Origin of the sequence: Pseudomonas sp. RL_15y_Pfl2_60 (genome assembly GCF_963970595.1) — a bacterium.
Taxonomy (GTDB): Bacteria; Pseudomonadota; Gammaproteobacteria; order Pseudomonadales; family Pseudomonadaceae; genus Aquipseudomonas.
The window spans coordinates 383,569-406,358 of record NZ_CAXAOE010000002.1 but is presented as its reverse complement, the minus strand read 5'-3'; the positions used below and the strand labels follow the sequence as shown (position 1 = coordinate 406,358).

25 protein-coding genes and 1 tRNA gene are annotated in these 22,790 nt (G+C 55.3%); 15 read left to right on the top strand and 11 right to left on the bottom strand.

Features of this window, described 5'->3' with window-relative positions:
* Positions 1-16: 16 nt before the first annotated feature.
* A complete protein-coding gene (locus AACY26_RS07045; protein ID WP_339512388.1) occupies positions 17-145 on the bottom strand; it encodes a hypothetical protein in 129 nt (42 codons plus the stop codon).
* A gap of 302 nt (positions 146-447) precedes the next feature.
* Here AACY26_RS07045 and AACY26_RS07040 point away from each other — a divergent pair, with 302 nt between their 5' ends.
* Complete coding sequence (locus AACY26_RS07040; protein WP_339512386.1) at positions 448-1,173, top strand: amidotransferase; 726 nt, start codon at positions 448-450, stop codon at positions 1,171-1,173.
* 50 nt (positions 1,174-1,223) lie between these two features.
* Here the strand turns inward: AACY26_RS07040 and AACY26_RS07035 are convergent, their stop codons facing one another.
* The 6 genes from AACY26_RS07035 to AACY26_RS07010 form a co-directional block, all read right to left on the bottom strand.
* Positions 1,224-2,198: a magnesium and cobalt transport protein CorA gene (locus tag AACY26_RS07035; RefSeq protein ID WP_339512384.1), complete on the bottom strand. Its 975-nt coding sequence runs from the start codon at positions 2,196-2,198 to the stop codon at positions 1,224-1,226.
* 117 nt (positions 2,199-2,315) lie between these two features.
* Positions 2,316-3,038, bottom strand: a complete 723-nt coding sequence (locus tag AACY26_RS07030) for a lysophospholipid acyltransferase family protein (RefSeq protein ID WP_339512382.1) — start codon at positions 3,036-3,038, stop codon at positions 2,316-2,318.
* A 145-nt stretch (positions 3,039-3,183) separates the two neighbouring features.
* Positions 3,184-3,873: a crotonase/enoyl-CoA hydratase family protein gene (locus AACY26_RS07025; RefSeq protein WP_339512380.1), complete on the bottom strand. Its 690-nt coding sequence runs from the start codon at positions 3,871-3,873 to the stop codon at positions 3,184-3,186.
* Positions 3,874-3,998: 125 nt separating this feature from the next.
* Entirely contained in the window at positions 3,999-4,439 is a 441-nt protein-coding gene (locus AACY26_RS07020; protein WP_339512378.1) for a DUF2628 domain-containing protein, read from the bottom strand.
* Positions 4,440-4,490: 51 nt separating this feature from the next.
* Positions 4,491-4,814 carry a hypothetical protein gene (locus AACY26_RS07015; RefSeq protein ID WP_339512376.1) on the bottom strand — a complete coding sequence of 108 codons (324 nt, stop codon included), beginning with the start codon at positions 4,812-4,814 and terminating at the stop codon, positions 4,491-4,493.
* A 168-nt stretch (positions 4,815-4,982) separates the two neighbouring features.
* The gene (locus AACY26_RS07010) at positions 4,983-5,360 is read right to left on the bottom strand and encodes a VOC family protein (RefSeq protein ID WP_339513108.1); all 378 of its coding nucleotides are present in this window, start codon (positions 5,358-5,360) and stop codon (positions 4,983-4,985) included.
* A 229-nt stretch (positions 5,361-5,589) separates the two neighbouring features.
* Between AACY26_RS07010 and AACY26_RS07005 the strand changes: the two genes are divergently transcribed.
* Positions 5,590-5,679 (top strand) — tRNA-Ser (locus AACY26_RS07005).
* A gap of 166 nt (positions 5,680-5,845) precedes the next feature.
* On the opposite strand, the gene AACY26_RS07000 is transcribed toward AACY26_RS07005, so the two are convergent.
* The gene (locus AACY26_RS07000) at positions 5,846-6,769 is read right to left on the bottom strand and encodes a LysR substrate-binding domain-containing protein (protein ID WP_339512374.1); all 924 of its coding nucleotides are present in this window, start codon (positions 6,767-6,769) and stop codon (positions 5,846-5,848) included.
* A 147-nt stretch (positions 6,770-6,916) separates the two neighbouring features.
* Here AACY26_RS07000 and AACY26_RS06995 point away from each other — a divergent pair, with 147 nt between their 5' ends.
* The 9 genes from AACY26_RS06995 to leuD all read left to right on the top strand — a co-directional run bounded on the left by AACY26_RS06995 (position 6,917) and on the right by leuD (position 15,716).
* Positions 6,917-7,816, top strand: a complete 900-nt coding sequence (locus AACY26_RS06995) for a transketolase (RefSeq protein ID WP_445261284.1) — start codon at positions 6,917-6,919, stop codon at positions 7,814-7,816.
* The gene (locus AACY26_RS06990) at positions 7,813-8,811 is read left to right on the top strand and encodes a transketolase family protein (protein WP_339512370.1); all 999 of its coding nucleotides are present in this window, start codon (positions 7,813-7,815) and stop codon (positions 8,809-8,811) included. Before AACY26_RS06995 ends, AACY26_RS06990 begins: the two co-directional genes overlap by 4 nt.
* A gap of 69 nt (positions 8,812-8,880) precedes the next feature.
* Positions 8,881-9,645 (top strand): SDR family NAD(P)-dependent oxidoreductase, encoded by a 765-nt coding sequence (locus AACY26_RS06985; RefSeq protein ID WP_339512368.1) that lies wholly within the window; start codon positions 8,881-8,883, stop codon positions 9,643-9,645.
* A gap of 123 nt (positions 9,646-9,768) precedes the next feature.
* A complete protein-coding gene (locus tag AACY26_RS06980) occupies positions 9,769-10,743 on the top strand; it encodes a TRAP transporter substrate-binding protein (RefSeq protein ID WP_339512366.1) in 975 nt (324 codons plus the stop codon).
* The gene (locus AACY26_RS06975; protein ID WP_339512364.1) at positions 10,740-11,306 is read left to right on the top strand and encodes a TRAP transporter small permease; all 567 of its coding nucleotides are present in this window, start codon (positions 10,740-10,742) and stop codon (positions 11,304-11,306) included. Before AACY26_RS06980 ends, AACY26_RS06975 begins: the two co-directional genes overlap by 4 nt.
* Positions 11,303-12,562 (top strand): TRAP transporter large permease, encoded by a 1,260-nt coding sequence (locus AACY26_RS06970; protein ID WP_339512362.1) that lies wholly within the window; start codon positions 11,303-11,305, stop codon positions 12,560-12,562. Before AACY26_RS06975 ends, AACY26_RS06970 begins: the two co-directional genes overlap by 4 nt.
* Positions 12,563-12,613: 51 nt before the next feature.
* Positions 12,614-13,507, top strand: coding sequence for an NAD(P)-dependent oxidoreductase (locus AACY26_RS06965; protein WP_339512360.1), 894 nt, complete (start codon positions 12,614-12,616; stop codon positions 13,505-13,507).
* Between the two features lie 177 nt (positions 13,508-13,684).
* A complete protein-coding gene (leuC, locus tag AACY26_RS06960; protein WP_339512358.1) occupies positions 13,685-15,106 on the top strand; it encodes a 3-isopropylmalate dehydratase large subunit in 1,422 nt (473 codons plus the stop codon).
* 1 nt (position 15,107) lies between these two features.
* Complete coding sequence (gene leuD / locus AACY26_RS06955) at positions 15,108-15,716, top strand: 3-isopropylmalate dehydratase small subunit (protein ID WP_339512356.1); 609 nt, start codon at positions 15,108-15,110, stop codon at positions 15,714-15,716.
* 57 nt (positions 15,717-15,773) lie between these two features.
* Here the strand turns inward: leuD and ttdR are convergent, their stop codons facing one another.
* The 3 genes from ttdR to pobA form a co-directional block, all read right to left on the bottom strand.
* Entirely contained in the window at positions 15,774-16,697 is a 924-nt protein-coding gene (gene ttdR / locus AACY26_RS06950) for an L-tartrate utilization transcriptional activator TtdR (protein ID WP_339512354.1), read from the bottom strand.
* 103 nt (positions 16,698-16,800) lie between these two features.
* Positions 16,801-17,685, bottom strand: coding sequence for an alpha/beta fold hydrolase (locus AACY26_RS06945; RefSeq protein WP_339512352.1), 885 nt, complete (start codon positions 17,683-17,685; stop codon positions 16,801-16,803).
* 181 nt (positions 17,686-17,866) lie between these two features.
* Positions 17,867-19,051, bottom strand: a complete 1,185-nt coding sequence (pobA, locus tag AACY26_RS06940; RefSeq protein ID WP_339512350.1) for a 4-hydroxybenzoate 3-monooxygenase — start codon at positions 19,049-19,051, stop codon at positions 17,867-17,869.
* 129 nt (positions 19,052-19,180) lie between these two features.
* On the opposite strand from pobA, the gene AACY26_RS06935 reads away from it, so the two are divergent.
* The 4 genes from AACY26_RS06935 (at position 19,181) to AACY26_RS06920 (ending at position 22,775) form a co-directional block, all read left to right on the top strand.
* Positions 19,181-20,050 (top strand): helix-turn-helix domain-containing protein, encoded by an 870-nt coding sequence (locus tag AACY26_RS06935; RefSeq protein WP_339512348.1) that lies wholly within the window; start codon positions 19,181-19,183, stop codon positions 20,048-20,050.
* Between the two features lie 12 nt (positions 20,051-20,062).
* Positions 20,063-20,995, top strand: a complete 933-nt coding sequence (pcaQ, locus tag AACY26_RS06930) for a pca operon transcription factor PcaQ (RefSeq protein WP_339512346.1) — start codon at positions 20,063-20,065, stop codon at positions 20,993-20,995.
* 241 nt (positions 20,996-21,236) lie between these two features.
* Positions 21,237-22,238 carry a tripartite tricarboxylate transporter substrate binding protein gene (locus AACY26_RS06925; protein WP_339512345.1) on the top strand — a complete coding sequence of 334 codons (1,002 nt, stop codon included), beginning with the start codon at positions 21,237-21,239 and terminating at the stop codon, positions 22,236-22,238.
* Positions 22,239-22,298: 60 nt separating this feature from the next.
* A complete protein-coding gene (locus AACY26_RS06920; protein ID WP_339512343.1) occupies positions 22,299-22,775 on the top strand; it encodes a tripartite tricarboxylate transporter TctB family protein in 477 nt (158 codons plus the stop codon).
* The last annotated feature ends 15 nt before the right edge of the window (positions 22,776-22,790 follow it).

Sequence of the window (22,790 nt, the reverse complement as noted above, 5' to 3'; positions counted from 1 at the left end):
TCAGTTGCCGTCTGGTTTATTTGCTGGATGAAATAACCGGCTTCTGCACTTGGCTTTGTCCACTCTGGGCGCGGTTGTCGGCATTTGCGGGTGCAGCGAAGGCTGAAGCGGCGATCAAGCTGGCGATAGCGGCAAAGTTGTTCATGGCGAGTATCCTTTTATCCAATGTGGGCGGCTGCCCGATGGAGCGATAATCCACCGCGACTGGTATTAACAGAAGTGAATGGTCGTTATGGTGACTATTACGATCACTGATAGATAAACGCGTGGTCTCTTATCGTCGGTCAGATTTAACATCAACCTATTGCCATCCAAGGTTTCTCAAGGCAGGCTACGGGCGCTCGCAGAAACCGTGGATGTAAGTGGCACTGATCGCGCCGTTTATCGACTTTGGACAGTTTTTTGCAGCTGAACGAATAACTATCACCCGTGGCCTAGGACACTTCCATGCCGTTGCAAATTTGTATTCTTGAAACAGACGTACTTCGTCCTGAGCTGATCGATCAATATCAAGGCTATGGCAAGATGTTTGAGCGCCTGTTCGCGCATCAGCCAATTGCCGCTGAATTCACCGTATACAACGTTATGCAGGGCGAGTATCCGGCCGATAGCGAGCAGTACGATGCTTACCTGGTCACCGGGAGCAAGGCTGATTCATTTGGTGAAGATGCCTGGATTCAAACCCTCAAGACCTACTTGCTTGAGCGCTACAAGCGTGGCGACAAACTGCTCGGCGTGTGCTTCGGTCACCAACTGTTGGCACTGTTGTTGGGCGGTGAGGCCAAGCGTGCTGCTCAAGGTTGGGGCGTAGGCATTCACCGCTATGAGCTGGCCAGCAAAGCCCAGTGGATGACCCCAGCACTGGACGACCTGACCCTGCTGATCAGCCACCAAGACCAGGTGACCAAGCTGCCAGAAAATGCCACCCTGCTGGCATCCAGCGAATTCTGCCCGATTGCAGCTTATTGCATTGACGACCAGGTGTTGTGTTTCCAGGGCCACCCTGAATTTGTCCACGAGTACTCGAAGACCTTGCTGGATATCCGCCAACAGCATATTGGCGAGCACAACTATCGCAAGGGTGTCGACAGCCTCAAGGATGATCATCAAGGCACTGCAGTTGCCGAGTGGATGATGCGTTTTGTCGCCAACGGCCGTGAAGTTCAAGCCTGATCACCAGGTTTTACACCCAAGCAAAAAGCCCAGTGCTGGGCTTTTTGCTTCTACAACCAGCCGTTGTATTTGAAGCTGGCATACAGGCCGATGCAGCCTGAACCAATTACACCCAGCACGCCAAAGTAACCGTATTGCCAACTCAGTTCGGGCATGTTGTGGAAGTTCATGCCGTAGATGCCGGCAATCGCCGTGGGGAAGGCCAGAATGGCCGCCCAGGCCGCGAACTTGCGTTGGGTGATACTTTGCCGTGCAGACTCCATCAGCAAGCCGATTTCGATCGCGTGGTCAGCCATTTCGCGTAGGGCGGTGAGGTCTTCAAGCAGGCGATTGACGTGAATCGCCACGTCCTTGAAGTAGGGGCGCATTTGCTTATCGATAAAGGGAAAGTCGAGGCGTTGCAGCTCTTGGCAGATTTCCGCCAAGGGGCTGATATTGCGGCGCAAGCGCAGCAGGTCACGACGCAGGCCCTGGATTTTCACCGCATCGGCCATGGTCAAGGCATCTTTGAGCACCGCTTGTTCGGTTTCTTCAAGCGTGGCGTTGTAGCTGTCCATGATCGGCCGATAGTTTTCCGTCACAAAACTTAGCAAGGCGTAGAGCACGAAGTCTTCGCCGTGTTCAAGCAACAGCGGTCGGGCTTCACAGCGCTGACGCACGCTGGAGTAGGGCGCGGACTGGCCATAGCGGGCGCTGATAACGTAGCCGGTGCCAGCAAATAATTGAGTTTCGACAAACTCAAGCTCACCGTCTTCAAAAATCGGTGAGTAAAGCACCATGAATAACGCGTCGCCAAAGGTCTCCAGCTTAGGCCGGGTATGGCGCAGCAGTGCATCCTCAATTGCCAGCTCGTGCAGGTTGTATTGCGCCTGGAGGGTGGTAAATACCTGGGGTTGAGGATCTTTCAAGCCAATCCAGGCGAAGTGCCCGGGCTTACCCAGCCAGCTAACGCCGTCTTCCAGGCTGATGTCCGTGACCTTTTTCCCGTGGCTATAAACTGCTGCGGCTACGACGCTGTTGTCCATTTTTGACCCAGTTTTTTTGCACATGCCGCCCAGCTTAGCCTGAGATGACCATCAATGGCTGCATCCGGGCGCCTATTGCGGCACAAAAAAGACTGCAGCTAAGGCGGGCAGGGCAACTTAAGCTCCGGCCATCTCTTTATTCATGCTGTCGATACAGGCCTGCATCTGCGCTTGGCAGGTTTCCATCAGTGCGGGCACATCGGCGATGGTCAGGCCTGTGGTGGCAATTTCAGGCAGCGAACGGATCATTATCGTGCCGCTGTTCCATTTATTGATGCGTAGCTTGTCGGTGTATGTGCTGGTGCAGACCGGAATAATCGGCACACCTGCAGCAATCGCCATCAGAAAAGCGCCTTTCTTGAATGGCAGCATTTTCGGGCCTGGGTGGCGTGTCCCTTCCGGGAAGACCCAAATCGAGGTGTTTTTGTGCTTGAGCGTTTCAGTGGTCTGCAGCATTGCCTGTTTGGCACTGCGCGAGTTGCCCCTGTCGAGCAAAATATTGCCAGCCAGCCAATACAATTGGCCGAAAAAAGGCACCCATTTTAGGCTTTTCTTGCCAAGGCTCACGGTGCGATAGGGCACCACGCGGCCCAATACATACAGGTCGTAGTTGGATTGGTGGTTGGCAATTATCACGCATGACTTGCTGTGGTCACGAAGCCCTTCAGTCTGGGTCTTGAGCTTTAGGTTGAGGATGCGTAATGCTGGCAATGAGTAGATACGTGCGCATATACGGCTGTTATCCGGATTGAAAGGGCGGCAAATACCCACCAACAAACCCAGCACACCGGCAATGATGAAGTGCACGCCCATTAACGCCATGCGCAGGATGAAAAGCATTTGGTACGCCCAATTAACCTAAAAGGCGCGCAGTGTACGGCTGTAAACTGTTTTCAGCAATTGCAGCTGATCACTAAGCTGTATGCGGATATGAAAGGCATAAAAAAGCCCGGAAAATCCGGGCCTTAGCATCATTGGGCAAGGTTTACAGGCTGATGGTTTTATCCAGTTCAATCGCATGGTCGAGCGTTTCAAGCAAGGCTTTGCGGACCTTGAGCTTGGTGTTCTTGTGCGCGGTCATGTTGATCTTCTTCAACTGCTGGGCAACTGCTTGTGCCGTGGCCATAAGTTGTTCCGCTGGCACGACTTTATCAAGGAAGCCAGCTTCAACAGCGCCTTGCGGGTCAAACATCTCGCCGCAGATAACCGAGCGGTGGAACGCCGACTTACGCAGGCGATCACGTGCCAACTCAATGCCGACATGGTGCATGGTCATGCCGATCTGAACTTCATTGAGACCAATACTGAACTTGCCTTCAGTGCCGATGCGGTAATCGGCAGAGAGCAGAATAAACGCACCCTTGGCAACCGCGTGGCCCGGGCAGGCGACAACAATCGGGTAAGGGAACGACAGCATGCGTCGAGCCAGGGTCGAACCAGCAGCGACCAGGTCAATTGCATTCTGCGGGCTGGAGGTCATGACTTTAAGGTCATAGCCGCCTGAAAGAATGCCCGGTTGACCCGTGATGATAACCACTGCCTTATCCTGCGCCGCTTTGTCTAGCGCCTGGTTAAAGGCAACAATTACATCCGGCGAGATGGCGTTAACCTTGCCATTGTTCAGGGTCAGGGTGGCGATGCCATCTTCTAGTTGGTAGCTGATCAAGTCGCTCATGGTCGGAATCCTTGTGCTGAAGATGCGCTGACGTTACCCATCCGGCACGTTCCGGTAAAGCACAATGAGCGACTGGTGAGTCAGCAATGGCGCGCTTTATCACGCATATAGGTTTGAGGGGCTGGCTACCACCAGCCGTTATCACCCAAAACTAACTTCTTATAGAAATCAATATTGGCGCGAACGGCGTAGATGGCCGCCGCACCAAAATGCAGGCTGTCGGCGATTCGTGGGTAGCCGATGAGGTCAAGGATGATGCTGAGAAGAACTATGATCACCATCATCAGCGCAGTGTAGAGAATGGCTTTCTTCCACATGCCCTTGGTGAGGTAGTAAAAAGGCCCGAACAAGAAGGCCAGAACATTAAAGTTCGAGACTCTTTTACACTGCTCTTTCGGCAGGGTTTTGAAGTCTTTCATTGATGGGCCGCCCGCAGCAGCGATAGCTCTAAATCGCTCCTTCCAGCGGGTAGAGACTTCAAGGCTGTCAATGCGCCGGTTGATTGCTTGTAAGTCGGAATCTGTGACGGCTGACTTCGGTGCTGCATATGGGTTTTCGACTTGCATTACAGATCCTTGTAAAAAGTGAGCTTGATCCTAGAGCGGCATTGTAGCGCTTCAATTGAGCTGCGCTGCGTGCCGCTTGCGCACGCGAGTTAAGTACAACGCTGTGCTGATCGTAATGATCAACATCAGCAGGTAACCGATGTAAATCAACGAACCTGCGCCATCAAATGCACTTGTGAAATCTAGATCTTCCGTCTGCATTACATGGCCAACAGCACCCCACATCGCGCCAGTGAGCAAACCGATCAGTAGTGCTGGGAGATAAGTTGAGATAATCACGACTTGTGATTTTTGATGCTTGGCAGGCGCAATCAACCAGGCGCCAAGGTAAAGCAGGGAGATCACTAAAGCGCTGACCCAGATGCCGACATTCATAGCCCAATGCGCAAGCGGTCTATGGCCAAATGTGGGCAGGGCTATCAATATAAGTAGTAGTGCGCAGGCACCGATAATTAGGAGCAAGAAGAGGTTTAGCGAGCGCATAACATTCCTTGTACGGCGTTAGGTTTGAGGTGACTAATTGCAAAACCGCTGACGTGGCCATTACTCCGCTGCGTGGCAGACCACACATAGCTTATTGCCGTCAGGATCCCTGAAGTAGGCACCGTAATAATGCGGGTGGTATACAGGCCTTAGGTTTGGCGGGCCCTCACATTTTCCACCAGAAGCCAGAGCCGCTGCATAGACCTGCTTCACACGCTGCCGAGAGTCAGCCAGAAACGCAACCATTTGCCCGTTTCCCGGTTCGTGCACTTGTTTATTGTAGGGTTTGCCAATCAGGAATAGAGGCCTGTCGCTTCCAGCGGATTGCCACGCGGCCCAAGGGTGAGCTTCATCAACAAAACGAAACTCCAGGCCCAGTGCATCCATTACCGGTTGGTAAAAGCTCACGGCGCGCTTGAAGTCAGTAACGCCAAGCATTATGTGCGAGAACATAGTGTCGCTTCCTCTGTTGGTCGGGTAATACCTCTACGGCTGCATATCTATATACCGCTCTGATAGACCCGCGAACAGGGGGCTGTCTAGATTTGACAGAAGGGAGCAGTGAAGGAGGGGTAAGCGCATGAAAAATCGGAAAAAACTTTTGCTTTTAAGACTTTGTTCGGATACATTAGCGCGCCTCGACAGACAGCAATGCCTGACGAGATCCGGTGAAGTGTCCGAGCGGTTGAAGGAGCACGCCTGGAAAGTGTGTATACGAGAAATCGTATCATGAGTTCGAATCTCATCTTCACCGCCACTTTCAAAAAAGCCCTGCAGATCAATGATCTGCGGGGCTTTTTGTTATCTGTTGTACGTAGAAATTGTACTGCTCAAGGCATGACGTCCTGTCAGGTCTCTGCGAGTGGTCTTGCTGCCGATCTGGGTAAGGCTTTCAGCCAGAATCCAGATGTACTGCAGTGCTATCAACACATAGTTTTGACGGGCTTGGGAGCTGGAGGAATGCGGCCAGCGAGTTCGCGGAAGAGCCAATTCTGGAAGCTGCGTATCTTCGGGAGTTCGGCGTGTGACTTGAGCAGATTAAATGTGTAGCCATATATTTGCGGGCCGGCTAATCCTAGCGGGGCGACAAGAAGTCCCGTTCTCAGCTCGCGTTCGGTGAGCAGCAGACTCTCAAGACATACTCCCAGCCCATCTACCGCGGCACTGATTGCCATGAAAGATCGATCGAAACGTGGTCCACGCGAGACATCAAGCTGGACCTTGCGGTGTTGGCGCATCCAGTCGCGCCAGCTCACCAGGCATACCTCGCTGTGGATCAAGGTATGGTGGAGCAAATCTTCTGGCGTACGAATTTGTTCTGCGAGCGCGGGCGAGCAGAGCGGCACAATGGTTTCGGGCGGAAAGGGCAGCACCATGGTGCCAGCCGGTTGCAGTCGCTTGGTGCCATAGCGGATGTCGATATCCACGCCCTGCATCAGCAGATCAGCAACCGCAGGATGGGATGCATTGAGTCGTACGTCCATATCTGGTTCGAGCGCGTTGAAACGCGAGAGTCGGGGCATCAGCCATTGGGTGGCGAAGCTGGGAGTCGAATGTATTGTCAGGATGTCGCTTTTGGCGGTACGCCCCAGCTCACGTGTCGCCATCTCGATCTTGGCAAATGAAGCAGAGACTTCCTCAGCATAAACCCGACCTGCATCCGTGAGCACTACAGCTCGGTGCACGCGATGAAACAAGCGCACGCCGAATTGCTCCTCAAGCTGTTTTATCTGGTGACTTACAGCCGAAGGCGTGACGAACAATTCCTCTGCGGCAAGTGCAAAAGAAGAGAGCCGGGCAGCGGCCTCAAAGGCCTGTATCGCCTTTAGGGAAATTCGATTGTGCATGGTTACTCACATGAGCTCAATTCACCTATCGGCCATAATTATTCGTTTGAGCACAAAAAATCAAGGGAATATGCTTGGTTTTAGTCACCGAGCGCACCGTAATGGGGCGTACGGCAAGAGGGTTAATCTCTTCGACCAATAAAAACAATGCTGCCCGAGGACGTGAGAAATCGGGTCAAGATCAAGGAGAACTGCGTGCAAAAGAGTACTTCACCAGTCCTGAACCAAGTTGCCGAAAGTGCCTACCGTATCCGCCGCTTTGCGTTGCGCATGGGCGAAGTTCAGGGCCAGGGCTATGTGGGCCAGGCACTGGGTTACGCTGACGTGTTGGCGACTGCTTACTGCCATTCGCTGAACTTTCGACCTGATGATCCCACTTGGGAGGGGCGCGACAGATTTATGTTGTCCCATGGCCATTATGCTATTGCTTTCTACGCCGCGCTGATCGAGGCCAAGATCATCCCCGAGGAGGAGCTTGAAACGTACGGTAGCGACGATAGTCGTTTGCCAATGTCGGGCATGGCGACCTACACCCCAGGCATGGAGATGTCGGGTGGCTCGCTTGGCCAAGGACTGCCGATTGCTGTAGGCATGGCAATCGGCTTGCGTCTGAAGGGTAATTCAGCCTTCGTTTATAACTCAATGTCTGACGGTGAGTTGGATGAGGGCTCGACCTGGGAAGCGGCGATGAGTGCTGCTCATCATGGTCTGGCTAACCTGATTTGCCTGGTCGACATCAATAACCAACAGGCTGACGGTCCATCGAGCAAGGTGTTGGGCTTTGAGCCGCTTGCTGACAAGTGGGCTGCTTTTGGATGGCACGTACAGCGGGTGAATGGTAACGACCTCGCTGCAGTTATCGCTGCCTTTGACGCCGCGCGCAATCTGACCGAGGCCAAACCTCGGGTGATCTTGTGCGACACCTTGATGGGTAAAGGCGTGCCTTTCCTCGAAGCCCGTGAGAAGAACCACTTCATTCGCGTCGATCAGCCCGAGTGGCAGCAAGCTCTCGATATTCTTGATCAAGCCCAGGGAGCCGCCCGATGAACACTACTGCCAAGAAACCTCGTCTGACGACCTCGGCGATGATTGCTTCCATCGCCTCCGAAGGCCAGAGAGTTAAGGCTGCACCCTTCGGCAAGGCCTTGGTTGAGCTTGCCGCTAACCGCCCCGAGATTGTTGGCCTCACCGCTGACCTCGCCAAATACACCGACCTTCATCTCTTCGCTCAGGCTTACCCAGAGCGCTTCTTCCAAATGGGTATGGCCGAGCAATTGTTGATGGCTTCGGCCGGCGGCATGGCCAAGGAAGGTTTTACACCCTTTGCCACCACCTACGCAGTGTTCGCGACCCGTCGCGCCTTTGACTTCGTGCATCAGGTGATCGCCGAGGAAAACCTCAACGTCAAGATTTGTTGCGCGCTGCCCGGTCTCACTACCGGTTACGGGCCCAGCCACCAAGCCACTGAGGATATTGCGTTGATGCGCGGGATTCCGGGCATGACGATCATCGATCCCTGCGATGCGCTCGATACCGAGCAGGCTGTACCGCAGATTGCTGCGCACAAAGGTCCGGTGTACATGCGCTTGTTGCGCGGAAATGTGCCGCTGGTACTTGATGAATACGATTACAGCTTTGAACTGGGCAAGGCCAAGATGCTGCGCGACGGTCGTGACGTACTGGTGATCTCGTCTGGGATTCTGACCATGCGTGCCCTTGAGGTGGCCAAGGCACTAGAGGCGGACAGGATTGATGTAGGCGTTTTGCATGTACCGACAATCAAGCCCCTCGACGTTGCGACAATCCTGCGCGAAGCAGGCCGTCTTGGTCGCCTGGTGGTGGTTGCCGAAAATCACAGTTCGGTCGGCGGGCTCGGCGAGGCAGTGGCGACTGCGCTTCTCACCGCTGGCGTGACGCCACAATATCGTCAGATTGCGTTGCCCGACGCTTTCCTTGATGCCGGTGCGCTGCCGACTCTGCATGATCGCTACGGTATTTCTACCGAGGCGATATCGGCAACCATCAAGGGCTGGCTCGGCTGAGTCCGGGTAGCCCCTCGTAACGAACAATCGAATGCACTCCGTCGGAGTACCACTGATAGGAATTTTCTTATGAACAACGCTCTTCTGCTTGATGGCAAAGTTGCCATGATTTCGGGCGCTGCCTCGGCTCGTAGCATAGGGCTGGCGACTGCCCGGCTTTTTGCCAGTCATGGCGCCAAGGTCGTGATTCTCGATCTTGACGAGGGTGCAGCAGTCGAGGCAGCAGCTTCCATCGGAGCTGAGCATCGTGGCTATGCCTGCAACGTGGTGGATAAGGATGCTTGCCTTAAGGCTGCCGAGCGCGCCATCGCCGAGTTCGGCCACATCGATGTGTTGATCAACAACGCTGGCATCACCCAACCGGTGAAGACGCTTGAGATCGACCCGGCAAGCTGGGATCGCATCTTAGATGTCAATTTACGCGGTGTGCTCTACCTGTCACAGGCGGTCATTCCGCACATGAAGAAGCAAGGGGGCGGTGCAATCGCCTGCATGTCCTCTGTGTCGGCACAGCGTGGCGGCGGCATTCTCGGCGGGCCGCATTACTCGGCAGCCAAGGCCGGTGTGCTGGGTCTGGCCAAGGCTATGGCGCGGGAGTTTGGTCCGGACAATATTCGCGTCAACTGCGTGACGCCGGGCCTGATTCAGACCGACATCAGTTCCGGAAAACTCAGCGATGAGCAGAAAGCCGAGATCGCCAGCAGTATCCCGTTGAATCGCTTGGGTAACGCAGAGGAGGTGGCGGGAGTCTATCTCTTTCTGGCTTCGAACCTGTCGGCCTACATCACTGGCGCTGTTATCGACGTTAATGGAGGCATGCTGATACACGGTTGATCGGATTGGGTGCGGGCACTCCTGAGGGCGCCCGCATGGTTGGACTGATATTTCGTATGCACAGGTGCGAAAAATGTCAGTAAGAAATGCAAACAATATCAATAAGAAACGCAGGTGAAACTTATGAAAAAGACACTGATCGCGATTGCAGCAACCTTTGCAATGGCTACTGCCTCCACAAGCTGGGCTCAGCAGATCTTGCGCCTTTCCCATAATGCCGCGCCGGGCAATCCGAAGGCGGTGGCTTCACAGAAGTTTGCCGAACTGGTCGAGCAGAAAACCGATGGTCGTGTCAAAGTCAAGGTGGGTGGAAGCGCCCAGTTTGGTGATGATGTTGAGTCGTTGACCAATATGCGTCTGGGCTCGCTGGCTTTCAGTGCTAATTCCCAGGGCAGCACCGCCGGTGTGGTCCCCGAATTCAATTTGATCGGTTTGCCTTTTCTGTTCCGCGATCTTAATCACGCCTACAAGGTAATTGATGGGCCGGTCGGTACCAAGCTTGATGAACTGGCCAACGCCAAGGGGTTGGTAGTGTTGGCGCTGTGGGACAACGGCTTTCGCCACGTCAGCAATAACAAGCGTCCGATCTTCAAGCCTGAAGATCTACAAGGCATCAAAATTCGCACCCCGCCTGACACCATGACAATTGACATCTTCAATGCGCTCGGCGCCAATCCAGGGCCGCTGGCTTTCTCTGAGCTGTACATCGCGCTGCAGCAAGGTGTATTCGATGGCCAGGAAAACCCGCTGATGAATGTGTATTCGTCCAAGCTTTACGAAGTACAGAAGTACATTTCGTTGACGGGGCACAAATACGAAACAACGCCGCTGTTGGCCAGCAAGATGATTTGGTCGACGCTATCCAAGGAAGATCAACAGGCAGTCAAGGAGGCTGCAATCGAAGCGGGCAAGCTCAATCGAGAGATGTCCCACACCGCGGATATGGATCTGCGCACCAAGCTTACCGACGCCGGGGTGCAGATCAATGAGATAGACCAGACTGCATTCGCCGAGAAGACCAAGCCAGTTTATGACAAGTGGTCCAAGCAGTATCCCGAGCTGGTCAAGCTGATTGTCTCGGAAGCGGGCAAGCTATGATAACTGCCCATATTTCTAACAAAGAATTGGGGCAGGTCAGCTTTCTAGTGCCACTGGTTAGCTGGGTTGATCGCGCGATCGTAGCTGCTGGTGTTGTGATTGCCATTGCTGCTCTGGTCGCCATGTTCGTCTCGCTGATGGCTGAGGTGGTGATGCGTTACCTCACCAATCAGGGCATGGGCTGGCCGACAGAGATGCCCAACATCCTCTTCCCATGGCTGGTGATGGGTGGAATAGTGTTGGCTGCCCAGCGCGGCCAGCATATTGCGGTAACAGCCATTCAGGGAATTATCGGTCGTATCGGCAACCGAGTGCTGTTGGTTGCCCACCAGATATTGATTGCCGCCGCCTTCTTTTATCTCGCCTGGGTCGGTCTTGACGTGATCGAAATTACCGGCAGTGAGACTTACCCCGTTACTGGTCTTTCGGCGAAGTGGGCCTACCTCGCCATGATCGTCGGTTTCGTCGGCCTCGGTCTCACCGCGCTGACCACCTTGGTACATCTACTTCTCGCCGTTGACCCGCTAAGCGTCCGCGCCCACCAGATAGAGGAGGATGTATGACTCTTGCTATGGTTCTCGTGTTCGGTGTTTTACTGGTGCTTGCATTGCCTGTTGGCTACGCGTTGGTGATCAGCTCGGGGCTAGCAGCAGTCGCTGTTGGCGGCATGCCCAGTGTAGCGGCAGTGGTGAAAATCTTTCAGCCTACCCAGAGTTTTCCATTGCTGGCGATTCCGTTTTTCATGCTCTCGGGTAGCCTGATGATGGGCGGCACACTGGGCAAGCGTTTGATTGACTTCGCCACCATGCTCGTGGGTCGTTTCCACGGTGGCCTCGGTCAGGTCACGGTGGTCGGTTCGACCGTGTTCGGTGGTGTATCCGGCTCGGCAGTGGCGGAGGCTTCGGCGCTTGGTTCGATGCTGATTCCCTGGCAGAAACGTGAAGGTTATCCGGGCGCATTCGCGGCTGCGGCTACCGCTTCATCGGCGACCATTGCGGGTCTGATTCCGCCTTCGATCCCGTTGATTCTTTATGCAGCTGTATCCAATCAGTCGATCGCTTCGTTGTTCCTCGCAGGTTTGTTGCCCGGCCTGATTCTGTGCGCTGGCTTTATGTTGACCTGCTATCTGTCCGGGCGCTTGCGCGGCTTCAAGCGTCTGACCGATAAAGTCACGTTCAAAAGTGTGCTACGCGCCACCTTTGCAGCTACTCCTGCTCTGGCAATGCCGCTTTTTATCGTGGTGCTTTTGCGCGCCGGAATCGCTACGCCGACTGAGGTCAGTGTGCTGGCGGTGTTCTACGGTCTTATGGTGAGCATGCTGGTGTATCGGGATTTGACCATGCGTCGGCTGTACGACGCGCTTGTGCATACCGCAATTACTACCGGCGTGGTGATGCTGGTGATCGCGGCCTCAAACCTAGTGGGTTATGTGCTTACTGTGGAGTCCGTACCTACTGCGGTAGCCGAATGGACGGCGCAAACCTTGAAGTCGCCGTGGATGGTCATTTTGATGATGAACCTGATCATGGTGGTAGTGGGCATGTTCCTCGACTTGCCCGCGGCGATTCTTCTGCTTGGCCCGACTTTTGTTGCTATCGGCAATGCGATTGGTCTCGACCTGACTCAGCTCGGCATCATGATGGCGGTGAACCTCAGTATTGGTCTGTTCACTCCGCCGGTTGGCACTACGCTGTTTATCGCTTCTGCTATCTCGAACGAGAAGGTCGGTGCAGTGGTGCGCGAGCTGTGGCCATTTTACTTGGTGGCCATCACTGTTCTTGGTCTTATCTCCTTTGTTCCTGCCTTCACTATTAGCTGATCGGACACGGCCTCTGTTCAGGCGAGGCCGTATGACCGACGAGGAAACTCTATGAGTACGATTGCATTTGCCGGACTCGGTGCCATGGGCATGCCTATGGCGAAGAACCTGATTGCTGCTGGCCACCGTGTGCGTGGAATTGACCTCAACCAGGCTGCGCTGGCTTCGCTCATTGCGGCTGGTGCCGAACCTGCTGCAGATGCCGCTGCGGCTGTGCGCAGCGCTGACATCTTGATCCTGATGGTAGTGAACGCCGCTCAGGCTGAGCAGGTGCTGTTCGCCGATGGTGCTCTGCAGGCTATGCAAGACGACGCGGTTGTCTGCCTTATGGCGACTTGTCCGCCTGCCGCGGTGGAGGGTATTGCCGAACGTGTGATCGCGACGGGTCGCCGTTTCGTCGATGCTCCGGTGTCGGGTGGAACCGCCGGCGCTACAGTGGGCTCTCTTACCATCATGGCAGCCTGCGCGTTCTCGACCTTCGAAGCCGTGAGACCGGTGTTCGAGGGTATTGGCCAGCGGATTTTTCATGTCGGTGAGCGTGCTGGCCAAGGGGCTATGGTCAAAACCGTCAATCAACTGCTTTGCGGCGTGCATATCGCTGTGGTGGCCGAAGCTTTCGCTTTAGCGGCCAAGGTTGGTGTCGATCTTGAGGTGCTGCTCGAGATTATGGCCGGGTCAGCTGCCTCCAGCTGGATGCTCAAGGATCGTGGTCCACGCATGCTGCAGGAGGCTCCGGAAGTCAGCAGCGCGGTAGACATCTTCGTCAAGGATTTAAGCATCGTGCTTGAAGCTGGCCGCGACGCTAAGGCGGCACTGCCAATTGCAGCGGTGGCACATCAGTTGTTTCTCTCAACCACGGGGCGCGGCGAGGGAAGGGAGGACGATAGCCAGGTGATTCGCAGCTACTACGCCTTGAACGGAACGGTGGCGCAGAATAAGTCCTAACTGGCCGCTATCTTATTTCCCTTACCCCTGAGAGGTTAGTGACCGAGACGCATGCAAGCACAGTAACTATTCACGAACCGTGTATTCAGGTAATTCTTTAAGGGTGTTGAGTAGCAGATCGCAGTCAATATCATGGTCGGCATACCCAGTAGCCGACCTGCACAAGCGAGCATTGCTATGACTGGCCCCAGAACGCTTTACCAGAAACATATCGACTCTCATACCGTCTGCACCCTCGATGATCAAGGGCATGTGTTGCTGTATATCGATCGTCAGGTGGCCAACGAGTACACCAGTCCACAGGCCTTTAGCGGTTTGCGCGAGGCGAATCGCAAGGTCCGGCGACCGGGCGCTACGCTGGCTGTGGTCGACCATGTCAATCCCACCAGTCCTGATCGGGTCGCGGCGATGGCCGATGCCGGTGGTGCTTTGCAGGTTTCCTATTTTCAGGAGAACTGCCATGACTTTGGTATTGAGTTGTTCAATGTGCTGGACAAGCGCCAGGGCATTGAGCACGTGGTCGCGCCTGAGCAAGGTTTTATCCTGCCAGGCATGGTGGTGGCGGCAGGCGACAGCCATACCACAACCTACGGTGCATTGGGCGCCTTTGGCTTTGGGATTGGTACATCCGAAATCGAACACCTGCTGGCGACGCAAACCCTGGTCTACAAACGCCTGAAGACCATGCGCGTTACTGTGCGGGGTGAATTGGGCGCGGGCATGACGTCAAAAGACATCATCATGGCCGTGATCCGGCGCATTGGCGCTTCAGGCGCAACTGGATACGCCATCGAATTTGCCGGTCCGGCGATTACCGCGTTGAGCGTTGAAGCGCGCATGACAATTTGCAATATGGCCGTTGAAGCCGGTGCGCGTGGTGCGTTTATGGCGCCAGACGAAAAGGTCTACGCCTATCTTGCTGAAAAGCCCCGCGCACCCAAGGGCCCACTCTGGGAGCAGGCGCTAGCCAGTTGGAGCGAGCTTTATACGGATGCGGATGCCCAGTTTGATACTGAAGTTGTGCTTGATGCGAGCACGTTGGAACCCATGGTCACTTGGGGCACCAGTCCTGACCAGGCGGCCGCCATTGGTGATTGCGTGCCGGACCCGATGCAAGAAAGCGACCTGATTCGTCGTCAGGATTTGCAGCGCGCACTTCGTTACATGGGGCTTGAACCTGGAACGCTGTTAAGCGAGATCAAGATCAGCCACGCTTTCATCGGCTCATGCACCAACGCGCGAATTGAAGACTTGCGCGACGCCGCCAGAGTAGTGCGAGGACGCAAGGTCGCAACTCATGTGCGGGCGATGATAGTGCCGGGTTCCACCCAGGTGCGTGATCAAGCTGAGGCTGAAGGCATCGCCCAGGTTTTTATCGATGCTGGTTTTGAGTGGCGCCAGTCGGGTTGCTCAATGTGCCTGGCGATGAATGATGATGTGCTGGCGCCGGGTGATCGTTGCGCCTCCAGCACCAATCGCAATTTCGAGGGGCGCCAGGGGGCTGGGGCGCGTACCCATCTCATGAGTCCTGCGATGGTTGCCGCTGCTGCAATAAATGGACATCTGACCGACGTGCGTTCGATGGCTGAGGAGGCCTGATATGCAAGCTTTCAAGACTGTAACCGGGGTCGCCGCACCTATGCTTGCCGCCAACCTTGATACCGATGTCATCATGCCCAAGCAGTTTCTCAAAGGCATTGACCGCAACGGCTTGGATAAAGGCGTTTTCTTCGACCTGCGCTTCTTGCCAGATGGCCAGCCAAACCCGGAGTTTGTGCTTAATCAGCCGCCTTGGCGTGAGAGTCGCTTCCTGGTCGTAGGTCCAAACTTTGGTTGTGGCTCAAGTCGTGAGCATGCGGTTTGGGGCCTCAAGCAGCTTGGTGTTCGCGCCCTGATCGGCAGCAGTTTTGCCGGTATATTCTTTGATAATTGCCAACGCAATGGCGTGCTCCTGATTCAACTCAGCGACGAGCAAATTCAAGCGCTCGGCCAAGTGGTTGGCCAGGCGCAGAGCGCAACCATCAGTGTCGATCTTGAGCAGCAGAAAGTCACCCTGCAAGACGGTTGCAGCATCGCCTTTGAAATTGATGCTTTGCGTAAACAATCACTGATGCTTGGCCTGGATGCGATTGGTAGCACCTTGCAGCGCAGCGATCAGATAGACGCCTTCGAAGCCCGGCATCTGCAAGCCAACCCCTGGCTGGCATGAGCAGGTGTTGACTGGCGCGCGTCACATTCAGCAGGCCGCACGCAGTTCCGTATCCGGTTACAGTGAAAGCGCTTGAAAATGCTTGCTCAAGAACTCAACGCAGACTCTTAGTTTGGCTGAGTTGGATAGACGGGTCGGGTAGAGCGCCCAGACGTTGGCGCTCTGGCTGTACTCGGGTAGCACCTGTATCAGTTGACCCGACTCCAGCAGTGGCTTCACATCCCACAGCGAACGTAGCAAGATGCCTCTGTGGTTAAGCGCCCATTGCAGCACGATTTCGCCGTTGTTCGAAGATAATGGCCCGCTGATCCGCACCGAATGCTGCTTGCCGGCGTTTTCCAGATTCCAGACGCCGAAAACGTTCTTGCCCTCCTTGATCACCAGGCAATCGTGATGCTGCAAGTCGTCGAGGCTTGCGGGTACACCCCGTCGCTGCAGGTAATCAGGTGTCGCGCAGAGGATGCGTTTATTGCTGACCAGTTGCTTGCATATATGCTGGCCGGGAAGGTCGTCGCCTACACGGATTTCCAGATCAAAGCCTTCGCCAACCAAATCTACAACCCGGTCGAAAACCTCCAGGCGGATTTCCAGTTCAGGGTATTGCTCGGCCAGGTGCGAAATGGCGGGCGCGACATGATTGCGCCCGAAGCCGAAAGAGCTGCTGATATGAACCAGTCCTCGCGGGGTATGCCGTGCCTGGGAGAGCTCATCGAACAGGTCATCCAGGTCACCGAGAATGCGCACTGCCCAGCGCTGGGCGCGCTCTCCATCCTCGGTCAGGGCAATGCGTCTTGTGGTGCGGTGCAGCAAGCGAGCCTTGAGCGCGTGCTCCAGAACCTGGATGCGTTTGCTGACATAGGCCGGTGATGCCCCTAGTTCTTCGGCGGCTCCGGCGAAGCTTTGTTTGCGGATGACCGTGAGGAAAACCCGAAGGTCTTCCGGTAAAGGCAATTGCTCACGAACTGTGTTTAAAGGCTCCATGTATCACCATTTGGTCAGCGATGGAGCAATGCTAGCATGGCGCTTCAATACGGGTGTCCTGGTCTCAACTACTGGTCAATCTTGGGTACGTCTTAAAACTGTTCTATGCCGGCTGGGTCAAGAAGGCCAAGGCTTCTGCCAGTAGCAGCTCCGGCGCTTCCTCGGGAATATAGTGACCGCAAGGCAGAGCCTTGCCCTGGACATTGGTCGCGACCTGGCGCCACTCATGCAAGGGATCAAAGCAACGCCCGACCACACCTTCCGCGCCCCACAACACCAGCAATGGCGTATTGACGCGTTGGCCTGAGTCGCGATCATGCTGGTCGTGTTGCAAGTCGATAGCTGCGCTGGCGCGGTAGTCCTCACAAATTGCCCGTGCCGTACCCGGCAGTTTCAAGCAGCGCAAGTACTCGGCAAACGCCTCATCAGTGAATGGCTGCATACCTGCGCTTCGTGTCCCCATGACACTACGCAGATAAAACTCCGGGTCAGCCTCCAGGAGGCGCTCGGGGAGTGGTGCAGGGCGGATCAGGAAGAACCAATGCCAGTACGCGCGGGCAAAGGCTTCGGTGGTTTGTGAGTACATGGCCAGGGTTGGCGCGATATCCAGCATGATAAGCCGACGTACCGCAGAGCCATGATCCGCGACCATGCGATGGGCAACGCGAGCACCGCGGTCATGGGCCAGTACGTCGAAGTTATCGAAGCCCAGCGACTGCATAAGCTCGACATTATCCTGCGCCATCGCCCTCTTCGAGTAAGTCTGGTGTAGTTCATCGCTACTCGGTTTGCTGCTGTCACCGTAGCCGCGCAGGTCAGCTGCAACCACGGTGAAGTGCCGGGCGAGTTGCGCGGCAACCTTATGCCAGATCACATGCGTTTGCGGGTGCCCGTGGAGTAACAAAAGCCCAGGCCCGGTTCCGCCTATGCGGTAATTGATACTGACTCCATTAACTTGGCTTTCGCGCTTTTTGAACTCAGCGAACATAGCTAATCTTCCTGGCCGTTAGTCCAGACATACTAGGCCGAAGCGAGACTGCTGCAAGCGGGTAAATGTGGTTAGGTTATTTATGAATCGTGGATAACCAGTCTGCTTTCATAAGTATTACTCGGAAACCAGTTGGTAATTGGTTAGGTATGATTCACAGCGGATGCTGCGCGTAGAGGTTTCATTCGATGGCCTCATAAGGCAGGCCAACATAGTTTTCAGCGATGGTTTTGCGCCCGGCTTCAGAACCGACAAAGTAGTCCAGTTCGGTCTGTTGCATGCGTTGGCTGAAAGCGTCTGTGTCGGGGAATTTGTGCAGCATGGAGGTCATCCACCAAGAGAAACGCTCAGCTTTCCAAATGCGTTTCAGACAGACTTCAGAGTAACGTTCGAGCAAGTCGGTACGGCCCTCGCGGTAAACCTTGAGCAGGATGCGGTACAGGGTGTTGACGTCACTGGCGGCCAGATTCAGGCCCTTGGCACCGGTAGGCGGCACGATATGCGCAGCGTCGCCAAGCAGAAACAGGTGGCCGTATTGCATAGGTTCAACCACGTAGCTGCGCAGTGGCGCGATAGATTTCTCGATTGACGGGCCAGTAATCAGGCGCTCAGCAACATCCGCCGGGAGGCGGCTTTTGAGCTCATCCCAGAAGCGTTGATCAGACCAGTTTTCGACTTTCTCTTGCGCCGCGACCTGCACGTAATAGCGGGTGCGAGTGGGGGAGCGCATGCTGCACAAGGCAAAGCCACGCTCGTGGTTGGCATAGATCAGTTCTTCATTGACCGGTGGTGTATCGGCCAGTACCCCAAGCCAACCGAATGGATAGATGCGCTCGAATTCTTTCAGCACACCCTCGGGAATGGATTGCCGGGATACCCCGTGGAAGCCGTCACAACCGGCGATATGGTCACAATCAAGGCGTACCGCCTCGTTGTTTAGGGTAAAGGTGACATAGGGTTTATCGCCTTTAAGATCGTGCAGCTGCGCGTCCGTAACGCTATAAAAGGTTTTTGCGCCGCTGGCTTCCCGGGCTTGCATCAAATCACGGGTGACCTCGGTCTGGCCGTAGATCATCACTGTTTTACCGCCCGTGAGTTGCTTCAGGTCGATGCGTTCGCGGCGACCGGCAAAGGCCAGTTCAAAGCCATCATGGGGTAGACCTTCGCTGTCCATGCGTTGGCTCACGCCAGCTACGCGCAGCAGGTCGACCATGCCTTGTTCGAGCACACCGGCGCGAATCCGGCCGAGCACATAGTCCGGGGCTTGGCGTTCAATGATGATGTTGTCGATGCCAGCTTTGTGCAGCAGTTGGCCAAGTAGGAGTCCCGATGGACCGGCGCCAATAATGGCGACTTGTGTCTTCATTGTTATTGTCCTCTGCAAGCTGACGATTCAGCTTGATGGTGGTGAAGTCGCCTGTATTTTTGGTGGATTGCTTGTGCAATTGAAGGCACTATCCGATTACTTTTATGGACTTTCCGAGGGTTTCTGGCGATGAGTAAAGCGCCGGTCGCTAGCGTTCCTGTGTTCAAGCTGTATGGCGAAACCACTGCCTGGCCAACCCCAGATTTGATTCATTGCGAATCGATACCGGCCCGCAGTCGCCTGCATGACTGGCAGATAAAGCCCCATCGCCATGGCGATCTGGTGCAGCTTTTATATGTCAAGGCGGGGCAGGCGACGCTTGAGGTTGAAGGGCAGATCAATCGGGTGAGTCAGGCATCGCTGCAAGTAGTGCCTGCATTCAGCGTGCACGGATTTGGCTTTTCCGAGGATGTGCAGGGGTACATCCTGAGTCTGGCCCAACCATTGGTAGATACGCTCAGCGCCGCATTGGAAAGCACGCCATTGGCCACGGCGGCCTGTTACTCGCTGGGCGCGCAGCAGGGGTATGTCGATGGGCTGTTTGAATCGATCGTGCAGGAGTACACCGAGCCAGCACTCGGCCGAGAGTTGATGTTGCAGTCACTGATCAGCGCTTTGCTGGTATGGGTTGCCCGACGTTCACAGGCGCATGATTGCAATGAGGCGCAGGCGCCCGACCGGGGACGTGATCATTTGCAGCGTTTCACCCAATTGCTGGAGATCCATTACCGCGAGCACAGGCCCATTGAGTTTTACGCCAGCGAACTGGGCATCAGCGCTGCTCATCTCAATGCCTTGTGTCGACGTCTGGCGGGCCAGTCGGCCTTGCAGTTGATTAATCAGCGACTTTTGCTGGAGGCCAAGCGCAGCTTGGTCTATACGGCGATGACGGTTAACCAGGTTTCCGATAGCTTGGGTTTTTCTGAACCGGCGTATTTTTCCCGTTTTTTCAAGCGCGGTTGTGGGTTCACGCCCAAAGCCTTTCGTTTACAGCGTTGAACCTGAATCCTTATGAATATTGATAACCGCATCAAGTTTCGTCATTTACTGTGCTTTCTCGAAGTGGCGCGCCAAGGCAGCCTGGCGCGCGCTGCCAATGAGCTTGCAATCAGCCAACCCGCAGTCTCAAAGACGCTCAAGGAGCTGGAGGAAATCCTCGCCAGCCGCTTATTCGAACGCAGTAAACAAGGCGTCACGCCAACGGCTGCGGGCTTGGCTTTTTTGCGCTACGCCGGGCCAAGTGTGCAGGCGCTGCAAGAAGGTGTGCGCAGTTTGCGTTCAGGGGAGCATGAAGCGGGTGTGGTTCGCCTGGGCGTGCTGTCGACGGTTGAAAGTTCGTTGCTGCCGGATGTGGTCAGGCGTTTGCACCAAGCGCATTCGGCCTTGGTTATCAGTGTCGAGACCGGGCCGAGCGCTTATTTGCTGGACCAGCTGCGTGTTGGCGCATTGGACTTGGTGGTTGGTCGCATGACCGACAGCCCACAGATTGCCGGCCTGACTTTCGAGCACCTGTATAGCGAGTCGATGGTGTTGGTGGTCAGCCCCGGACATCCCTTACTGCAGGTTAACCTGAATGATCGCAGTCGCCTGGGCGATTACCCTGTGGTGTTGCCGCTGGCAGGCACCACTATTCGCCGTTTTGCTGACAGCCTTTATGTGCAGTGCGGCATCCATTTGCCACAGCAGCGCCTGGAAACCTTGTCCATTGCCCTGAGTCGGCGCTACGTGCAATCCAGTGCGGCGGTGTGGGTGGCGCCCCATGATGCGGTTCGTCAGGATCTGGCGCGTGGTGAACTGGTGCTGCTCGACCTTGGATTGAAAGAGCCGGGCGGCTCGGTGGGAATCTGCAGCAACCCCTCTACGGCCACTACCTTGGCGGCGCAATGGTGCCGTGAGGCCCTGCGTGCGAGTGCTGTCGAATACCTTGAGCAGTATGACGCCTGATCAACCTAACTAGCCGCTTTGAGGCGCGTGCTGCAGCTCGAAGAATGCTTTGGTGTATTTGTAAGCTGTGCGGTAATCGGACGTTAGAGCGGTGAGGTGTTTGACGCGTTCAGGCCTTGGCAATAAGTTGTACCAACTAGTTAATTTGCAGTTTCAAGACTGCGACTGGATTGTCACGGACGGCACTTGAATGTCGTACGGGCAGAGCACAACAAACATAAGAAGCTCAGAGGATTGACCCATGCTTAAACGTCTTGTAGCAGGATTCCTGCTCTCGTCTACTTGCCTGTTAACTGCTTTACCTGCCCATGCCGACTACCCCGAACGCAATATCCAGGCCGTGGTGCCTTGGAGTCCGGGCGGCGCCACTGATAACGTTGCACGCAGCCTGGCCGCACTGGTCGAGAAGGAACTGGGCCAAAGCCTGATCATTTCCAACCGTCCGGGTGGCACAGGCGTAATAGGCACCAGCTTCGTCATGAAGCAGCGTCCAGACGGCTATACCTTGCTGATCGGTGCTGAAAACCCTCAGCTTTACCCGCTGCTTGGTTTGGCCAAGTTCGATTACAGCGGCCTCGACCTGATCAGCCTGATCGGTCAGAACATGGCGGTTATCGCCACCCCGCCGGATAGCCCATGGAACAGCATGGAAGAGCTACTGGCCGACGCCAAGGCCAACCCGGGCAAACTGCGCATGGGCAGCACCGGCGCTGGCGGATTGCCCGGCAGCGTCCACGCCATGATCAGCTCGATTCAACCCTTAGATGTGCGTGAGGTTACCTTTGCAGGTGATGGTCCGGGTGTGGCTGCATTACTCGGCAAGCATATCGACTTCATGCCGCTGAGCATGGCCGCTGCCCGTGAGCAAATTGCGGCTGGCAAACTCAAAGGCCTGGCAGTATTTGGCACTGAAGAACTGGAAGGCTTGCCGGGCGTGCCGCCAATCACCAAGGCACTGCCGGAAATAGCCTCCTATCTGCCTTGGGGCCCGTTCTGGGGTGTGTGGGTGCGCAAGGGCACGCCAGAGCCGATCAAGCAAAAGCTGACCGATGCATTCAGCAAAACCCTCGCCACACCTGAGGCACAAGCCTTTATCAAGAACTTTGGCGCAACACCGCTGAACCTCAGCGGTGCAGAAGCCCAGGCCTATCTTGACCGCTGGCAATCAGTCACCACCTGGTCGATGTACAAGGCGGGTGCGGTAAAGGTTTCGCCTGAATCTCTGGGCATTCCCAAGCCCTGATCGTTGTTCTTTGACTGACCCGAACAGGCTCGCCTGCCTATTCGGGTCAGGAGGTCTGTGATGAAAGTTGAATCAAACAATCGGCTGCAACCGCTTGAGCGCATGTTCTATTGGTTGCTGCTGATTTTCAGTGCGGCAGTGATTTATCAAGCTGCCGGCATCAGTGGTTTTGAAATCGCCAATTCTCCTGGGTCATTGCCAATGGGCGCTGGCGTTGCGCTGGGTATTTCATCCCTGGTCATCTTGATCGGCTCCTATCGACGGCAACCACCGGCCTTGTCTGGCTTATTCGAGCAGATGCGCGCGTTTCGCAGGCTTCACCTGCCGGCTGAAATACTGGTGTTCTCGGTCTTGTGCATCGCCTATGTCGTGGCCATGTATTACCTGGGTTTTTATCCCTGCACCCTGGCTTTTCTGGTGTGCAGCATGATTTACCTGATGCGGGGCAGGGTGGTTTATGCGCTGTTGATTGCAGGTGGTTCGTTGCTGTTTATCTATGCCCTGTTTTCATTGGTTTTTCACGTTTACCTGCCTTGAGTCGAGAGAGCCTAA

Coding starts and splice junctions, on each gene's coding strand:
- AACY26_RS06995 (WP_445261284.1), top strand. CDS start 6,917: ATGCTGCCCGAGGACGTGAGAAATCGGGTCAAGATCAAGGAGAACTGC.
- AACY26_RS06975 (WP_339512364.1), top strand. CDS start 10,740: ATGATAACTGCCCATATTTCTAACAAAGAATTGGGGCAGGTCAGCTTT.
- AACY26_RS06965 (WP_339512360.1), top strand. CDS start 12,614: ATGAGTACGATTGCATTTGCCGGACTCGGTGCCATGGGCATGCCTATG.
- AACY26_RS07010 (WP_339513108.1), bottom strand. CDS start 5,360: ATGCTTGGCGTTACTGACTTCAAGCGCGCCGTGAGCTTTTACCAACCG.
- AACY26_RS06970 (WP_339512362.1), top strand. CDS start 11,303: ATGACTCTTGCTATGGTTCTCGTGTTCGGTGTTTTACTGGTGCTTGCA.
- AACY26_RS07000 (WP_339512374.1), bottom strand. CDS start 6,769: ATGCACAATCGAATTTCCCTAAAGGCGATACAGGCCTTTGAGGCCGCT.
- AACY26_RS06985 (WP_339512368.1), top strand. CDS start 8,881: ATGAACAACGCTCTTCTGCTTGATGGCAAAGTTGCCATGATTTCGGGC.
- AACY26_RS06945 (WP_339512352.1), bottom strand. CDS start 17,685: ATGTTCGCTGAGTTCAAAAAGCGCGAAAGCCAAGTTAATGGAGTCAGT.
- AACY26_RS06980 (WP_339512366.1), top strand. CDS start 9,769: ATGAAAAAGACACTGATCGCGATTGCAGCAACCTTTGCAATGGCTACT.
- AACY26_RS06920 (WP_339512343.1), top strand. CDS start 22,299: ATGAAAGTTGAATCAAACAATCGGCTGCAACCGCTTGAGCGCATGTTC.
- leuD (WP_339512356.1), top strand. CDS start 15,108: ATGCAAGCTTTCAAGACTGTAACCGGGGTCGCCGCACCTATGCTTGCC.
- AACY26_RS07020 (WP_339512378.1), bottom strand. CDS start 4,439: ATGCAAGTCGAAAACCCATATGCAGCACCGAAGTCAGCCGTCACAGAT.
- AACY26_RS06935 (WP_339512348.1), top strand. CDS start 19,181: ATGAGTAAAGCGCCGGTCGCTAGCGTTCCTGTGTTCAAGCTGTATGGC.
- AACY26_RS06925 (WP_339512345.1), top strand. CDS start 21,237: ATGCTTAAACGTCTTGTAGCAGGATTCCTGCTCTCGTCTACTTGCCTG.
- ttdR (WP_339512354.1), bottom strand. CDS start 16,697: ATGGAGCCTTTAAACACAGTTCGTGAGCAATTGCCTTTACCGGAAGAC.
- AACY26_RS07035 (WP_339512384.1), bottom strand. CDS start 2,198: ATGGACAACAGCGTCGTAGCCGCAGCAGTTTATAGCCACGGGAAAAAG.
- pobA (WP_339512350.1), bottom strand. CDS start 19,051: ATGAAGACACAAGTCGCCATTATTGGCGCCGGTCCATCGGGACTCCTA.
- leuC (WP_339512358.1), top strand. CDS start 13,685: ATGACTGGCCCCAGAACGCTTTACCAGAAACATATCGACTCTCATACC.
- AACY26_RS07015 (WP_339512376.1), bottom strand. CDS start 4,814: ATGAATGTCGGCATCTGGGTCAGCGCTTTAGTGATCTCCCTGCTTTAC.
- AACY26_RS07040 (WP_339512386.1), top strand. CDS start 448: ATGCCGTTGCAAATTTGTATTCTTGAAACAGACGTACTTCGTCCTGAG.
- AACY26_RS06990 (WP_339512370.1), top strand. CDS start 7,813: ATGAACACTACTGCCAAGAAACCTCGTCTGACGACCTCGGCGATGATT.
- AACY26_RS07045 (WP_339512388.1), bottom strand. CDS start 145: ATGAACAACTTTGCCGCTATCGCCAGCTTGATCGCCGCTTCAGCCTTC.
- AACY26_RS07030 (WP_339512382.1), bottom strand. CDS start 3,038: ATGCTTTTCATCCTGCGCATGGCGTTAATGGGCGTGCACTTCATCATT.
- pcaQ (WP_339512346.1), top strand. CDS start 20,063: ATGAATATTGATAACCGCATCAAGTTTCGTCATTTACTGTGCTTTCTC.
- AACY26_RS07025 (WP_339512380.1), bottom strand. CDS start 3,873: ATGAGCGACTTGATCAGCTACCAACTAGAAGATGGCATCGCCACCCTG.